This is a genomic window from Listeria sp. ILCC796 (genome assembly GCF_900186175.1).
In the GTDB taxonomy this organism is placed as follows: Bacteria; Bacillota; Bacilli; order Lactobacillales; family Listeriaceae; genus Listeria; species Listeria goaensis.
This window is the reverse complement of record NZ_FYBV01000005.1, coordinates 114,277-129,327: the sequence shown is the minus strand read 5'-3', so window position 1 is coordinate 129,327 and position 15,051 is coordinate 114,277. Positions and strand designations below refer to the sequence as shown.

General features: G+C 41.2%; 15 protein-coding genes. 4 read left to right on the top strand and 11 right to left on the bottom strand.

The window, feature by feature from the left end:
* Positions 1–27: 27 nt before the first annotated feature.
* Together fni and CFS04_RS07400 are read right to left on the bottom strand one after the other, a co-directional pair.
* The gene (gene fni, locus CFS04_RS07405) at positions 28–1,095 is read right to left on the bottom strand and encodes a type 2 isopentenyl-diphosphate Delta-isomerase (protein ID WP_088809992.1); all 1,068 of its coding nucleotides are present in this window, start codon (positions 1,093–1,095) and stop codon (positions 28–30) included.
* Positions 1,088–1,474, bottom strand: a complete 387-nt coding sequence (locus tag CFS04_RS07400; RefSeq protein ID WP_088809990.1) for a DUF1033 family protein — start codon at positions 1,472–1,474, stop codon at positions 1,088–1,090. The genes fni and CFS04_RS07400 overlap by 8 nt, the downstream gene beginning before the upstream one ends.
* Positions 1,475–1,603: 129 nt before the next feature.
* Between CFS04_RS07400 and CFS04_RS07395 the strand changes: the two genes are divergently transcribed.
* The 3 genes from CFS04_RS07395 (at position 1,604) to yidC (ending at position 3,096) form a co-directional block, all read left to right on the top strand.
* Positions 1,604–1,885, top strand: coding sequence for an acylphosphatase (locus CFS04_RS07395; protein ID WP_088809989.1), 282 nt, complete (start codon positions 1,604–1,606; stop codon positions 1,883–1,885).
* Positions 1,886–1,949: 64 nt separating this feature from the next.
* Entirely contained in the window at positions 1,950–2,228 is a 279-nt protein-coding gene (locus CFS04_RS07390) for a hypothetical protein (RefSeq protein WP_255377330.1), read from the top strand.
* A 40-nt stretch (positions 2,229–2,268) separates the two neighbouring features.
* Complete coding sequence (gene yidC / locus CFS04_RS07385; protein WP_088809987.1) at positions 2,269–3,096, top strand: membrane protein insertase YidC; 828 nt, start codon at positions 2,269–2,271, stop codon at positions 3,094–3,096.
* A 34-nt stretch (positions 3,097–3,130) separates the two neighbouring features.
* On the opposite strand, the gene CFS04_RS07380 is transcribed toward yidC, so the two are convergent.
* From CFS04_RS07380 to CFS04_RS07365, 4 genes are all read right to left on the bottom strand, one after another.
* A complete protein-coding gene (locus CFS04_RS07380; protein WP_088809986.1) occupies positions 3,131–4,600 on the bottom strand; it encodes a HAMP domain-containing histidine kinase in 1,470 nt (489 codons plus the stop codon).
* The gene (locus CFS04_RS07375) at positions 4,597–5,277 is read right to left on the bottom strand and encodes a response regulator transcription factor (RefSeq protein ID WP_088809984.1); all 681 of its coding nucleotides are present in this window, start codon (positions 5,275–5,277) and stop codon (positions 4,597–4,599) included. Before CFS04_RS07375 ends, CFS04_RS07380 begins: the two co-directional genes overlap by 4 nt.
* Before the next feature lie 216 nt (positions 5,278–5,493).
* Positions 5,494–6,912, bottom strand: a complete 1,419-nt coding sequence (gene gndA, locus CFS04_RS07370; protein WP_088809982.1) for an NADP-dependent phosphogluconate dehydrogenase — start codon at positions 6,910–6,912, stop codon at positions 5,494–5,496.
* 128 nt (positions 6,913–7,040) lie between these two features.
* Positions 7,041–8,141, bottom strand: coding sequence for a M20/M25/M40 family metallo-hydrolase (locus CFS04_RS07365; RefSeq protein WP_255377777.1), 1,101 nt, complete (start codon positions 8,139–8,141; stop codon positions 7,041–7,043).
* 109 nt (positions 8,142–8,250) lie between these two features.
* Between CFS04_RS07365 and prli42 the strand changes: the two genes are divergently transcribed.
* Positions 8,251–8,346 carry a stressosome-associated protein Prli42 gene (gene prli42 / locus CFS04_RS07360; RefSeq protein WP_088809974.1) on the top strand — a complete coding sequence of 32 codons (96 nt, stop codon included), beginning with the start codon at positions 8,251–8,253 and terminating at the stop codon, positions 8,344–8,346.
* Positions 8,347–8,503: 157 nt separating this feature from the next.
* On the opposite strand, the gene CFS04_RS07355 is transcribed toward prli42, so the two are convergent.
* The 5 genes from CFS04_RS07355 to buk are packed head-to-tail and all read right to left on the bottom strand — an operon-like array spanning position 8,504 to position 14,316.
* Positions 8,504–9,769: a dihydrolipoamide acetyltransferase family protein gene (locus CFS04_RS07355; RefSeq protein ID WP_088809972.1), complete on the bottom strand. Its 1,266-nt coding sequence runs from the start codon at positions 9,767–9,769 to the stop codon at positions 8,504–8,506.
* A gap of 17 nt (positions 9,770–9,786) precedes the next feature.
* Positions 9,787–10,770, bottom strand: a complete 984-nt coding sequence (locus tag CFS04_RS07350; RefSeq protein WP_088809970.1) for an alpha-ketoacid dehydrogenase subunit beta — start codon at positions 10,768–10,770, stop codon at positions 9,787–9,789.
* A gap of 2 nt (positions 10,771–10,772) precedes the next feature.
* On the bottom strand, positions 10,773–11,771 hold the full coding sequence (locus CFS04_RS07345) for a thiamine pyrophosphate-dependent dehydrogenase E1 component subunit alpha (RefSeq protein ID WP_088809969.1): 999 nt from the start codon (positions 11,769–11,771) through the stop codon (positions 10,773–10,775).
* Positions 11,772–11,805: 34 nt separating this feature from the next.
* The gene (lpdA, locus tag CFS04_RS07340) at positions 11,806–13,233 is read right to left on the bottom strand and encodes a dihydrolipoyl dehydrogenase (protein ID WP_088809967.1); all 1,428 of its coding nucleotides are present in this window, start codon (positions 13,231–13,233) and stop codon (positions 11,806–11,808) included.
* 15 nt (positions 13,234–13,248) lie between these two features.
* Positions 13,249–14,316, bottom strand: coding sequence for a butyrate kinase (gene buk, locus CFS04_RS07335; RefSeq protein ID WP_088809965.1), 1,068 nt, complete (start codon positions 14,314–14,316; stop codon positions 13,249–13,251).
* Positions 14,317–15,051 lie beyond the last annotated feature (735 nt).

The following is a 15,051-nucleotide window of genomic DNA, read 5'->3' as shown; positions in this document are numbered from 1 at the left end:
AAAAATGCGTCTTTGCATTTTTGCTTTTTATTTTGCCAACTTCTGAAAATCAATTCCTCGTGCCATACAAAAATCTTGCAACTCACCCTTCACAATGAGCGGCGTGCCAGAAATTTCAAGCATATTTTTAGCGTCAGCAAGCACGAATAAAGCCGCCAAATTTTCTTTAAAAAGTCTCAGCTTCTGAATAGTTGCCCCCTTCCCTTCTTTTTTCAAAGAATGAAGAACAAGGCCAGCGATACCAGCAGCTTTTGCACCTAAAATAAAACTTTTCATCATATCAAGTGGCGTTTTGATTCCTCCCGACGCGATAAATTCCATGTCGCTAAACTCTGGTCGCTTAACATCAAGCAAAGACTCTGCCGTTGTTAACCCCCACTCTTGCATAAAATCATAACCTTGATCTCGTCTTCGGTCATTTTCAATTTCTGCAAAATTAGTTCCACCACGTCCGCCAAGATCCACAGTTTGAACCCCAAGTTCTTTTAAAAGCCGAACCGTTTCAAAGCGCATACCAAAGCCGACTTCTTTGACGATAATCGGGATATTTATTTGTTCCGTATATTTTTTTATCGCCTCTGCCCAGTGCGCAAAATGACGGTCACCTTCACGCATCACGAGCTCTTGCGCCGGATTAATATGAATTTGTAATATATTTGCTTCTAACATTTCGATGGCACGCTTCGCTTTTTCAACGGAAACTTCCGGGCTTACATTTGCAAATAAAATGCCGTTTGGGTGTGTCTTCCTGACAATTTCATAGGTGGGAATTAAATCCGGATTTGAAAGAGCAGCAGACTGTGAACCGACAGCCATCGCAAGGCCGGCTTCACGTGCGATTTCGGCTAAATCTTGATTGATATTTTTCGTGTGTGCACTGCCACCTGTCATAGCGTTAATATAGAAAGGGACATCAAACGTGTGCCCTGCAAATTGTGTTTGTAGTGAAACGTCTTGTACGTCTAAGCGAGGAAGTGACGTTCCTAAGATTTGTAAATCTCGAAAAACATATTCCGTTCGCTCATAGTTTTTTAAAGCAAGCGTCACATGTTCGTCTTTTCTGCGTTCTCTAAGCAGCGCTTCTTTTTTATCCAATTTCTTCCCCACTTTCTTCATTTGAAAACTTGACTTCAAACGGGCTAATCTCGCTAAACCATTTTGCTTTTTCCCCTTCTGTCGGGGTGTAAACGGCATTATTCTCCATTAAAATTAAACCGTGAAATGTCTGAATATCGTCCTCACAGTCCTCGCAGTAGGCAATCTCATCTTCATTCCAAACTGCGAAGAGAACGTCTTTTTTTAACGCTTGATGCGGATAATCTAAAATGAGTTGTTGGGCGATTTCGCGATATTTTGAGAAGGCTTCTTCTTTCTTCTCAAAAGTAAAACTTGAAACGATATTTTCTTCCCATTCTTCAAAAAACCACCATGGTTCGTAGTCACCTGTTGTTAAAAGCACTTTCCATTCAGTCATTTGAAAACATCTCCCACACTACAGAATAGTTAAATTATAGCAATTGGACTGCGGAAAGTAAATTTTTGAAACTCGGGAGAAAAAGCGCTAAACTAAGATGTAAAGGATAAATGAAGGGTGTGTATCAGGATGGCAATTGAAACAGCAATTATTCGCGTTACTGGCTTTGTGCAAGGTGTTGGCTTTCGCTATACGACAAAACATGTGGCCTATAAATATGATGTTTGCGGGACTGTAAAAAATTTAGATGATGGTTCTGTTGAAATTGCGGCGCGTGCGGAAAGTGACAAGCTTGAAAAATTTATTGAGGCTGTAAAAAAAGGCCCCTCGCCTAGTGCGCGCATTCAAGAAGTTTTCATCTACAAAGGCGCTCCTGTTCCTGAAACGAAAACTTTTGATATCGTTTACTAAAATGAGGGCTTGAATTCCAGTACTATTTGAATTATAGTTAAGGAATGAACCGGGAAAGGAGCTGATGCGCGTCGTGACAATTCTTGTTCAAATGTTTTCAGAGCCAGAGTATGTATCACTTACTGTGACATTTTTACTTATGCTTGCGCTATTTCGTTTTTGGCCAGTTATCACACTGTTTAAACCTAAAATGTTATCGCGCGCTGAAGCAATCCATGTTTCTCATTTAACGATTGATAGGCGAATAGAAATGGTCAATGAGCATGTTAGTTTCGTCGTTAATTGGATTGTTGCTACTTTGAAAAAAAGTCAGTCCGATGACGAAGAAAGCCATCGTTCTTAATCTTTCAAGCAGAATGAACTTTTAGGAGGAAATAAGAACAGTGAAGAAGAAAAAAATTATACTCATTAGCATGCTTGCGGTGGCGCTACTCGTCCTTTCTGGATGTAGCATGGATCCATCACAAAATCAGGACGGCTTTTTCTATACGTATTTAATTGCACCACTTGTTTGGTTTATTCAGTTTGTGGCATCATTCTTTAACGATAATTACGGGATTTCTATCATTATTACAACTCTTATTATCCGGGCCATTATCATGCCGCTAAACTTGCGTACAGCGAAAGCACAAATGTCCATGCAGTCCAAAATGGCTGTTGCGAAACCTGAAATTGATGATATTCAAGCGCGCTTAAAACGTGCGGCAACAAAAGAAGAACAATCAAAAATTCAACAAGAAATGATGACCGTCTATAAAAAATATGATATTAATCCGATGCAAATGGGTTGTTTGCCACTTCTCATTCAAATGCCGATTTTAATGGCGTTTTACTATGCTATTCGTGGATCAGAAGAAATCGCAAGCCACACTTTCTTATGGTTTAATTTGGGCTCACCAGACACGATTCTAGCTATTATAGCCGGGCTCGTCTATCTTGGTCAATATTTTATTTCAATGATTGGTTATACTCCTGAACAGAAAAAACAAATGCGTATCATGGGATTACTATCCCCTGCGATGATTTTATTTATTTCGTTTTCAGCGCCTTCTGCACTTGCTTTGTACTGGGCTGTCGGTGGGATTTTCTTAGCTGGTCAAACGTTACTTACGAAAAAACTTTATATGAACAAACATCCAGAAGTTAAAGAAATGGCGAAAGAAGAACGCGAATTCGAAAAAATTGTCGAGGAACAAAAGAAACAACAATAAAAAGAAGCTGGGGCGTTATAACCCCAGCTTTTTTTTATTTAGTTACCTCAGCTTCTTCTTTTTGAATAACAGGTAACGTGATGGTAATTTCTGTGCCTTTATCTTCTTCGCTTTTTGCGTTAATGGTTCCTAAATAGCCTTCAACTAGCTGTTTGGCGATAGCTAGTCCTAAGCCGTTCCCACCTTTTTCGCGACTGCGTGCCTTATCTACGCGGTAAAAACGATTAAATACTTTATCAATTTCATCAGCAGAAATTCCGACACCGTGATCGCGAATTGAAATGTGAATTTTGTCTTTCACTTTGAAAACATTCATATTCACTTCTTTCGCTCCGTCCGAATACTTCACAGCGTTGTCCATAATAATAATGAGTAGTTGTTCCAAATGATTGTGCTGAATCATCGCATGTAAATCGGTTTCTTTCTCGTCTAAAGTAAAAGTAAAATCTTCATACATGACTTCAAAATTGCGTTTTACTTGCTCCACAACATCGTTCACATTGACGATTTGAAGTTCTTTTGTTTGAGAAACTTGTTCAGCGCGCGATAAATCAAGCATTTCTTGCACTAAGCGTTTCATTCGGTTGAGTTCGGTTAGCGAAGCATTTAATGATTCGTCTAACACCTCTGGATCACTTTTCCCCCACCGATTAAGTAGTTTCAAATGACCTTCCATAATTTGCACTGGTGTCCTCAGTTCATGCGAGGCATCTTCCACAAATTGTTTTTGCTGCTCAAAGCTCGTTTCAATTCGCGTCATCATGTCGTTAAAAATAACGGTAAGCTCAGTAATCTCGTCACGCGACTTGGATGTCGTTTCAATTCGTTTTTGGAAACCATTATTGCGAACATCATTCATTCCTTTCGCCAGTTTCGTTAACGGACTCAGGAAGTTTTGTGCGAGCAAATAACCCAACATTCCACTAATAAATAGTGCAACCCCGCCAAGAATGAACATCGTTACAAGCAATTTACCCATAATTTTGTTGTAACTTGTTAACGGATTAATAATTTGAACATAACCGATAACAGTAGAATTATCACTTATGGATGTAATTGGACCTTGTGAAATCAACATTTTATCCCCATTAATCGTGGGCTTACTTGTCACCCGTTCATTCGTTTGCCGAAAATATTGTGTAAAATCGTTGTTGGCCGTTTTTGTACTGGCCGTTAAAAAGTACTTTTGAATATATTGCCCATCTGCATCATAAAGCGCAATGACTTGGTCTTGTATTTTACGGCTGATGTTCGGATTTTTATCGAAAACTTCGACCAGCAAATCCGTATTATCAAGATTTCCGCTTTTCAGCACTTCATTGGCTGTTGTTTCAGCTAACAACGAATCGACTTTCTGCTCTTCTTCATTTAAAAGCATTTGTCCAATGCCTTGATAAATTGCGTATGAAAACAGGAAAAATGTAAGGAAAATGGCGGCACTGGCGCCGAATGTCCATTTAAACTTTAAAGAACGGCTCTTTAGTGAAAAGTTACTCGTCGTCATGTACGCATCACATAGCCTGTGCCCCGAACGGTCTGAATATAGCTTTCTTCATCAGGGTGATCGATTTTATTCCGCAAATAACGGACATATACGTCCACCACGTTCGTTTCAACCTCAGTTTCGTAACCCCAAACCTTATTTAAAAGCACTTCTCTGGTTAAAACAATGTTGATGTTTTCCATTAAGGTTAAAAGTAACTCATACTCCCTTTTTGTTAAGTCGATAACTTCCTCACCTCGGCGAACAATGCGGCTTTCCTTTTCTACAACTAAATCACGATATTCGAGCGTCGTTTGTTTTAAGGATTGCTCAGCATTTTCAACGCGACGAAGGAGTGAGCGCAAGCGCGCAAGAAGTTCTTCTATCGCAAATGGTTTTACGATGTAATCATCTGCCCCGTGATCCAGTCCTGAAACTCGGTCAATAACTGAATCTCTTGCTGTTATCATTATAATTGGTGTTTGCTTCACTTGACGAACGCGTCGGCATACTTCTACACCATTTAAATGCGGTAACATTAAATCAAGTAAAATGGCATCCCAGTCTTCTTCGAGTGCAAGTTCTAGCCCCGCTCTTCCATCATTAGCCACTTTTGTTTCATAGTTTTCATGTTGAAGTTCAAGCTCGATAAAACGTGCTAAATTTTTTTCATCTTCAACGATTAAAATTTTACTCATCTGAAAAACCTCTCTTTCGGTTTCAAAAACATCATACCTATTACTATTGTAACTAACTTTGCAGATAAAACAACTAATAATCCCTTTATGACAACTTTTTTGATAAAATCTTAGCTGATTTTAAGAAATCAGACTTATTGCTGTAAGTATACCAGCCTCCATAAAAAGCTGTAAACAAAAAACACACCTCTTAAAAGAGATGTGTCTTAGTTATTTTTATTCATCAACTTCTGGCCACTCTGTATGGAACACGCCAGGTTTGTCGACACGCTCGTACGTATGAGCGCCGAAATAATCGCGTTGAGCTTGGATTAAGTTCGCTGGTAGAACTTCGGAACGGTAGCTATCATAATAGCTGATTGCCGCTGTGAACGTTGGAACCGGAATCCCAGCTTTTACAGCTTCAGAAACTACTTCGCGAAGTGCTCCTTGATAGTTATGCGCAATATCTTTAAAGTATGGATCTAAAAGAAGATTGCTTAAATGCTTATCATTATTGTAGGCATCTGTAATTTTTTGTAAGAAACGGGCACGAATAATACAACCCGCGCGGAAAATTTTCGCAATTTCCCCGTATTGAAGATCCCACTCATACTCGTCGCTCGCCGCTTTCATTTGCGCAAAACCTTGGGCATAAGAAGCGATTTTACTGAAGTACAAAGCACGACGTACAGATTCAACAAACGCCTTCTTATCACCATCAAAATGATAGCTAGACGGGCCGCTTAAAATGGTGCTGGCGTATTTACGTTCATCTTTAAGCGCAGAAATATAACGCGCGAAAACAGATTCTGTAATGAGCGAAAGCGGTACGCCTAAATCAAGCGCGCTTTGGCTTGTCCATTTACCAGTACCTTTTTGGCCGGCTTTATCTAAAATGACGTCAACGATTGGTTTCCCAGTTTCATCGTCACGCACTTTTAAAATGTTCTTCGTAATTTCAATTAAGTAGCTATCTAGTTCGCCTTCGTTCCATTCTGCGAAAACGTCAGCTAATTCATCGTGATTTAAACCAACAATATCTTTTAAAATCGTGTAGGCTTCAGCGATGAGTTGCATGTCGCCGTATTCGATGCCGTTGTGCACCATTTTAACGTAGTGACCAGCACCATCTGGACCAATGTAAGTGACACACGGTTCACCGTCTGCAACAGCTGCGATTTCACGCAAAATTGGCGCCACTAAATCGTACGCTTTTCTTTGTCCACCAGGCATAATAGATGGGCCTTTAAGTGCGCCTTCTTCTCCGCCAGAAACGCCTGTTCCAATGAAGTTGAAACCTTCTTCGCTCAACTCTTTGTTACGACGAATTGTGTCTTCAAAGAATGCATTTCCGCCATCAATTAAAATATCGCCTTCTGTTAGGAAAGGTTTTACCGCTTCAATCATCATGTCCGTCGCATTACCTGCTTGAACCATAATCAAAATACGGCGCGGTACTTCAAGAGATTCAACAAACTCCTCTAAACTATAAGTCGGAACTAATTTTTTATCCGGATTTGCTTCCATAACCGCTTTTGTTTTTTCAGTAGAACGGTTGAAAATCGATACCGTGTGCCCGCGACTTTCAATATTTAGTGCAAGGTTACGCCCCATTACACCCATTCCAATAACGCCAATTTCTTGTTTTGCCATATGAAAATTCTTCCCTTCCTCGTATTTTTAAGGCAGAAGTCCCCTGTCTTACATTTTCTTTCAACCACTCTACTATACCAAATATTGAGAATCACGGCAAATGAATGTTTCTAGCCATTCACAACATTTTACAAATTTTTTGAAAAAGAAATCGTTTCCCCAAGATTTTCTCCGGATAAAGCAAGGGCTAACACCAGTTCTGTTAACCGTTCAAGCGTATTTTCAGAAATTTGTTCTTCCTTTGAATGCGGATTTTGATACCCAGCAGAAAGGAGTACGGTAACAAGCCCGCGCTCGTTAAACACACTCGCGTCTGATCCGCCCGCAAAACAAACGGATTCGACTGGCCATTTTAAGCGGTTTAACGCCCGCTTTAGTAATGCCACGCTATGATGGCGCTCTTCTAAACGGAAACCGGGATGTGTCACATGCGACTCCCCTTCAATTTCAACGTCGTATTTGATACCCGCCTCAAAAAATAGTTGCTTCACTTCTTCCATATACGGCATCAATTCTTCAAGCGGCATGTAACCAGATAGCTCCAATTTCATGAAAACAGTTTCATCAGCATTTTCATTAATTGTGCCTTCAAATTGCTTCACCGCATGTTTTACAGCTGGCGGCAAATTGACTTGTTTCAACTTATGGATGATAGTTCTAGCAACATTAATCGCGGATATTTGTGATTTTTTGAAATTTTGGATAATCGTAAAATCGAGCACGACATGTGACTCGCAGGCGATTTGAAAGCTCCCCACTTCTCCCGGTGCGTCCAGCGAATATCCGAAGCGTGACGTCAGCACATTTAAATCGAGCATTTTAGCCCCGAGCATCCCTACCTCTTCTTTTGCTGAAAAAATGAACTCAAGTGTTCCGTGCTTCGCTTCTGAATTCGTTTGTAGCGTGTCAATCAGCTCGAGCATAACTGCGACGCCAGCCTTATCGTCTGCCCCTAAAAAACCATTCTCACTTGTGTAAACTCCATTCCGCTTTTCCAGCTTCGGAGCCTCCCCGTTCGTTGCTGTATCCACGTGAGCATTAAAGAACAGCGCAGGAAAGTGTTCATCCGTTTTGTCTAAGCGCGCCATAATCCCGTCGTCTGATTTAACAAGTATTTGCACATTCCGCTTTTTGAGTTCTGACTCGATGTAGTCCAGTACTTCCGCTTCGTTGTAAGACGGGGAATAAATTTTTACGAGCTTTTCAAAAAAATCGGATGCGGCCATCATTCTCTCCTTCTTTCCTTTGTTTTTATATAGAATAACATAATTCTTCTTGAACAGTTACTACTATCTTGGTAAAATAAGGTAACAATGTTTCGAGAGGAGCTTATGCTGCATGTCCAACAAAAAATTTGTCCGTTTTGTGGTCATCTTAATGCTTATCGCCATCGTTCTTTCAAGTGTCATGGCTGGAGTATTGATGTTTCTTTAAAAATAATCACAATCGCCAAAAAGTCGGAGGTTCTCCGGCTTTTTTAATGCAAAAAAAGAGCAGCACTGCAAAGAGTACTACCCAAAAACATCTAGGGAGTTTAGGGGTATGGATCTAGATGTACAGTACCATACCCCTATATTCACAAAATAAAACGTTAATAAAGCGGTGTGTTATCTTGCGTCATCTCTTCCACAGACTTTTTAATGGACTGCAAGAAACGTCCTGCTAACAGGCCATCTAAGATACGATGATCAATGGATAAACATAGATTTACCATATCACGAACAGCAATCATATCGCCCACAATAACCGGACGTTTCACAATCGCTTCCACTTGTAAAATGGCTGCTTGCGGATGATTAATGATTCCCATGGACTGAACGGAGCCAAATGAACCCGTACTGTTTACTGTGAATGTTCCACCTGACATATCGTCATTTGTTAGCTTATTCGCACGCGCTTTGGCAGCAAGCTCACTAATTTCACGCGCAATACCCTTAATTGATTTCTCATCGGCATTTTTAATAACTGGCACGTAAAGTAAGTCGTTCGCTGCAATAGCGATCGAAATATTGACATCTTTATGCTCAATAATTTTGTCACCAGCCCACGTACTATTAAGCGCTGGGAACTCTTTAAGTGCACGTGCCACAGCTTTAATAAAGAACGCAAAATACGTAATGCCAAAGCCTTCTTCTTTTCTAAATGACTCTTTAATACTGTCACGATAGCATACTAAACGCGTCGCATCAGCTTCAACCATCATCCAAGCATGTGGAATTTCATGTTTACTTTCCACCATATGTTTAGCGATAGCTTTGCGCACGCCATTTACAGGGATTTCACGGTCGCCATTCGCCGCGCGCGGATAGTCTTTCGGCGCTTCTTTAACAGCTTTTTCAGGCGTCGCTTGCTTAGCAGGAGCAGCTTTCACACCGCCATTTTCGACAAAACGAAGCACATCTTTACGCGTAATCCGACCACCTGCACCAGTTCCTGTAAGATCAGCCAAGTCAATTTGATGTTCTGAAGCCAAGTGCAACACGGCTGGGGAAAAGCGCGCGCCAGACGGGGCACTTGCTTTCGCTTCTTTTAGACTACCGCCGTTTTGTTCCACTTTAGGTTCAACTTGCGCCGTTTGTTCTTCTTTAGGAGCTTCCGCAGATTCAGCACCGTCTGCGTCCGTTTCAATCGTACAAATAATCGCACCAACTTCAAGCGTTTCATCTTCCTTGGCGATAATTTCTTTAATGACACCACTATAGGAAGATGGAATTTCTGCCGTCACCTTATCTGTTAATACTTCAGCCAAAGCATCATATTTTTCAACTTTTTGTCCCGGTTCTACAAGCCAAGAACTAATCGTTCCTTCCGTGACACTTTCACCAAGTTTTGGCATTGTAATTTCCATAACAGCCACACTTCTTCACTCCTTCTTTAAAATTCCGCAAGTTCCCGCATTTTATCTAAAATCTTATCCGGATTGATCATGAAATATTTTTCCATTGTTGGTGAGAATGGCATTGCTGGCGTATCTGGACCAGCTAAACGCGCAATTGGCGCATCCAAGTCGAATAAACAATGTTCTGAAATAATTGCCGCCACTTCTCCAATAATGCTACCTTGTTTATTGTCTTCGGTCACTAAAAGGACTTTCCCAGTCTTTTTAGCCGCTTCAATAATGGCTTCCTCATCAAGCGGGTAAATCGTCCGCAAATCTAAAATATGCGCCTCATACCCGTCACTAGCTAGCCTTTCTGCCGCCTGTTGCGCGAATTCAACGGCAAGCCCGTAGGTAATGATCGTAATATCATCCCCTTCGCGTACAACATTGGCTTTTCCAATTGGAACCGTGTAGTCCGTCTCTGGAACTTCCCCTTTAAGCAAACGATAAGCTCTCTTATGTTCAAAGAAAAGCACTGGGTCGTTATCGCGAATCGCCGCTTTTAGCAACCCTTTTGCGTCGTAGGGGTTCGATGGAACGACGATTTTTAGCCCCGGTTGGCCGAAGAATACTTTTTCGACGGACTGCGAGTGATAAAGTGCTCCGTGGACGCCGCCACCAAAAGGCGCGCGAATGACCATCGGAACAGTCCAGTCGTTGTTTGAACGGTAGCGAATTCTTGAGGCTTCGGAAATAATCTGATTGACTGCTGGCATAATGAAGTCCGCAAATTGCATTTCAGCTACAGGACGATAGCCATACATAGCCGCCCCGATGCCAACACCTGCTATCGCTGATTCAGCGAGCGGCGTGTCGATAACACGTTCTTCACCAAATTTATCATAAAGTCCTGCTGTTGCTTTAAAAACGCCGCCTTTTTTACCGACATCTTCTCCTAAAATAAATACTTTATCATCGCGTTCCATTTCTTCGCGAAGCGCCATCGTAATGGCATCAATATATGAAATGACTGGCATTTTTACTCCTCCTCCGCATTCTCTTCGTATACATGTAGAAGTGCTGATTCCGGCTCCGCGTATGGTGCATTTTCCGCATATTCTGTCGCCTCATTCACTTCTTTTGCAATTTCTTTTTCAAGTTTTTGCAAAATTTCTTCTGTCAAAACGCCTGCTTCTAAAAGCTCGTTTTGGAAGATAAGCAGCGGATCTTTTGCTTTCGCATCATTCACTTCTTCTTTCGAACGGTACGCGCTATCATCATCATCAGAAGAGTGTGGCGTAAAACGGTATGAAACTGTTTCAATTAACGATGGGCCTTCACCCGCACGAGCGCGGTCCACAGCGCGTTTGAATGCTGTATAGACTTCGGTAATATTATTTCCATCCACACGTTCACCCGGCATGCCGTAACCAATGGCACGGTCAGAAAGCTGTTTCGCCGCATATTGTTTTTCTGCTGGTACACTAATCGCGTATTTATTATTATGAATGACATAAACCACAGGTAATTTGTGCACACTAGCAAAGTTAATTCCTTCATGGAAATCACCTTGATTAGAAGAACCTTCACCTGTTGATGTATAAGCGACAATATTTTCGCCAGCCATACGAGCAGCTAACGCAATCCCTGCCGCATGTGGGAATTGTGTCGTAACAGGAGAACTTTGGGTGACAATGCGCTGCGCTTTATGCCCGAAATGGGCGGGCATTTGTCGTCCACCTGAATTCGGATCTTCTGCTTTGGCAAACGCAGAAAGCATAATATCTTTCGCTGTCATTCCAAATGCAAGAACAACTGCTAAATCTCGGTAATACGGCAAACAATAGTCTGCATCTAAATCAAAGGCATAAGCCGCACCAATTTGTGCGATTTCCTGCCCTTGCCCAGAAATTGTAAATGGAATTTTCCCTGAGCGATTTAATAGCCACATACGTTCATCTAAACGACGCGCTAATAAAGTCGTACGAAACATTTCCAGTAATTTTTCATCAGATAATCCAGTATCTTTTAAAGCCATTATCTTTCCTCCTAATTATCAATCAAGGTATTTATTACCCGTGAATTTGATTCCCATCAACAGTAAGAGCTGCTTCTGCAAAAGCCTCTGATAAAGTTGGATGCGGATGAATCGTCGCCCCAATTTCCCAAGCTGTCGCATCAAGCACTTGTGCAAGAGCTGCTTCACTAATCATGTCCGTCACATGCGGTCCAACCATCGACACACCAAGGAGATCATCTGTTTCTTTGTCTGAGCAAACCTTAACAAATCCGTCAGATTCCCCAAAAACAAGTGCTTTCCCAATGCCGCGGAAAAAGAATTTCCCTTTTTTCACCGCATGTCCACGTTCTTTTGCGATGTCTTCGCTCATTCCGACACTCGCAATTTCTGGTGAAGTATAAATACAACGTGGAACCAAGTCGTAATTTAATTTTTCCACCTGCTTGCCAGCAATGAAGTTCGCCGCAATCGTTCCCTCGTGCATCGCAACATGTGCCAGTTGAAGCGTTGGGATACAGTCGCCAATTGCAAACATATGGCTTTCCTTTGTTTGATAAACATCATTCACTTGAATAAAACCTTTTTCAACAACAACATCTGTATTTTCTAAACCGATATTTTCAACATTAGCCGCGCGACCAACAGACACAAGCATTTTTTCAGCTGTAAATGTTTGCTTTTCGCCCTTAACAAGCGCATCAATCGTGACAGAGCCACCTTTTTTGATTAAAGAATCCGCCTGAACTTCTGCACTCGTAACCATTTTAATTTTTTTCTTTTTAAAGAGCCTCATGAGTTCTTTCGAGATTTCTTTATCTTCCGTTGGGATGATTCGGTCTGCATATTCGAGAACCGTAACATCAACGCCAAAATCGTGCAGCATCGAAGCCCATTCCATACCGATTACGCCGCCACCAACGATTAAAATTGACTTCGGCAAAGCTTCCATTTGGAGCGCCCCGTCAGATGAGAATACATCTTTTTCATCAAGTTCGAGTCCTTTTAAAGAGCGTGGTCTTGAGCCTGTTGCGATAATAAGATTTTTTGAAATAAGCATTTCATTTTCAGAGCCGTCAAGAAATTCGACGGATACCGTTCCTGCTGTAGGCGAGAAAATAGATGGACCTAAAATCGTTCCTTTTCCTTCGTATAGGTCGATTTTCCCTTGTTTAAACAGTTGATGGATACCATTTGTTAATTGCTCCACAATTTTCGCTTTGCGTTCTTGTGCCTTTAAGAAATTAAGCGATGCACCACCTTCAACTGTAACACCAAATTCTTCTGCTTTTTTTACAGTTTGAAAAACTTCAGCAGAGCGCAGTAGTGCTTTACTCGGAATACAACCTCGATGTAAGCATGTTCCGCCTAGTTTATCTTTTTCAACAACCGCTACAGATAAGCCATTTTTTGCCGCACTAATCGCTGCAACATAACCACCTGTTCCGCCGCCCAAAACGACTACATCATACTCTTTCGCCATCTAAAAATCCTCCTCCTAGTATTCTAAAGCAATCTCTTGTCCTAACAAAATTCGCTGTGCGCCTTCATTTAAAGCCTTCATTTCGTCTTCACCTGGTGAGACAATAACCTTGGCAATCCAAGACGTCAGCTCCGTTATTTTCTTCGTAAAAGAAGCGCTCCTTGCAAGCCCGCCAGTTAAAATAATGGCATCCACTTCACCAGTAAAATGCACAGCAAGACTCGCGATTTCCTTACTCACTTGAAGGGCCATCGCATCAAAAATGAGCGCTGCGTATTCATCACCATTTGCAATCATCTTTTCAACTTCACGCATGTCCGTCGTACCTAGATACGAAGCAACGCCGCCCTCACCCATAAGTTGCTTTTGCAATTCTTCTTTTGAATGATTTTGGTCAAAACACGCGTCTAGAAATGCGTTAAGCGGTATAGTTCCAGCGCGTTCAGGGCTAAATGGACCTTCGCCGCCTAGCGCATTATTCACATCAATAGCAAACCCGTCCTTATGCGCCGCAACCGAAATACCACCGCCTAGATGTGCAATAATAAAGCGACTCGCTTCATACTCCTGGCCTAGCTCACTTGCTATCTTACGCGCCGTAGCCTTATGATTTAGCGCATGAAAGATACTAATTTTTTCATAATCCTTATGACCAGAAATACGCGCTACTGGTTCTAATTCATCAACCACAACCGGATCCACAATATAAATCGGAATTTGAAAGCCCTCGCCTAATTCAGCCGCAATTAAACCACCTAAATTAGATGCATGCTGCCCTGAAACACCAATTCGTAAATCCTGAATCATGTTCTCCGTTACCTTATACGTGCCACCTTTTAGTGGCCTTAAAAGCCCTCCACGTCCCACAATAGCATCAAGTTCCTCAAGCGAAAATGCTTTGCTTCGCAACGTTCGAATGATGATTTCCTTACGAAATTGAAGCTGTTCAAGAATTGTTCGAAACCCCTTTAATTCTTCATGTGAATGCCTTATTTCTTCTTCAAAACGTAAAGTATGTCCATCAAAAATTGCGAGTTTTGTTGATGTTGAACCTGGATTAATCGCAAGTACTGTAAAGCTCATTTCTGCCCCCTTCTAGCGCTAATCGCCTACTGAATTAAATTTGTGAAATTTATTATGTGTTATCAGTTATTTCAGCACTATTGTAACATGCACGCTTCACAATCCAAAAACTCTTTGCATCAAAAACAAAGAAAACGCTTTATTCCGATTTTTATAACATATTCAGACCATTCTGCCAGTTAATAAAAAGGGCAATATTACATTTAATTTTGAATCACTTGCAAAAAAATTACCATCAGGACTTTCGAATCAACAATGCTGTCATAAATGAACTTAATCCGCATTTTCAGTAGGCCTCATAAAATATCTGCACTCTTCACAGAAGGAATTCTAAATAGTGTCTTTCACAGGCGGCTCATGCTTTGAGACTTTCTCGCTAAAGCCTCAAAGCGCACTTGACCTTGCTAAGAATTTCATCATTCTAATAACGAGGAGCTGCGTTTTAATTTACGTGAATTTAGAGTTTTCCACTAATCTGCTTAAAGTTATTTTCTTCGTTACTATTTCCTCATACTCCGCATCATCTATTTTTTCTCCTAAATCAGGTGCACTTTTTCATCACGTAATCTGTTGCAAATAAGATGATATGGCAGAACAACCTCTTCGTCCGAACTCGTTTGAAAACTTCCAAACCACCATGACGACTAACACAAAAACTTAACTTTTGGATGAAAGCAAGTTTTACCGTCCCTAAAATGATTGCATCACTCTTGGCTTTCCCATAAAAAAAGATAG

Excerpts from the sequence above, each read along its gene's own strand:
- CFS04_RS07375 (WP_088809984.1), bottom strand. The coding sequence starts at position 5,277 with ATGAGTAAAATTTTAATCGTTGAAGATGAAAAAAATTTAGCACGTTTT.
- CFS04_RS07345 (WP_088809969.1), bottom strand. The coding sequence starts at position 11,771 with ATGGCTTTAAAAGATACTGGATTATCTGATGAAAAATTACTGGAAATG.
- CFS04_RS07365 (WP_255377777.1), bottom strand. The coding sequence starts at position 8,141 with ATGATGGCCGCATCCGATTTTTTTGAAAAGCTCGTAAAAATTTATTCC.
- CFS04_RS07395 (WP_088809989.1), top strand. The coding sequence starts at position 1,604 with ATGGCAATTGAAACAGCAATTATTCGCGTTACTGGCTTTGTGCAAGGT.
- lpdA (WP_088809967.1), bottom strand. The coding sequence starts at position 13,233 with ATGGCGAAAGAGTATGATGTAGTCGTTTTGGGCGGCGGAACAGGTGGT.
- prli42 (WP_088809974.1), top strand. The coding sequence starts at position 8,251 with ATGTCCAACAAAAAATTTGTCCGTTTTGTGGTCATCTTAATGCTTATC.
- gndA (WP_088809982.1), bottom strand. The coding sequence starts at position 6,912 with ATGGCAAAACAAGAAATTGGCGTTATTGGAATGGGTGTAATGGGGCGT.
- buk (WP_088809965.1), bottom strand. The coding sequence starts at position 14,316 with ATGAGCTTTACAGTACTTGCGATTAATCCAGGTTCAACATCAACAAAA.
- CFS04_RS07380 (WP_088809986.1), bottom strand. The coding sequence starts at position 4,600 with ATGACGACGAGTAACTTTTCACTAAAGAGCCGTTCTTTAAAGTTTAAA.
- CFS04_RS07350 (WP_088809970.1), bottom strand. The coding sequence starts at position 10,770 with ATGCCAGTCATTTCATATATTGATGCCATTACGATGGCGCTTCGCGAA.
- CFS04_RS07400 (WP_088809990.1), bottom strand. The coding sequence starts at position 1,474 with ATGACTGAATGGAAAGTGCTTTTAACAACAGGTGACTACGAACCATGG.
- CFS04_RS07390 (WP_255377330.1), top strand. The coding sequence starts at position 1,950 with ATGCGCGTCGTGACAATTCTTGTTCAAATGTTTTCAGAGCCAGAGTAT.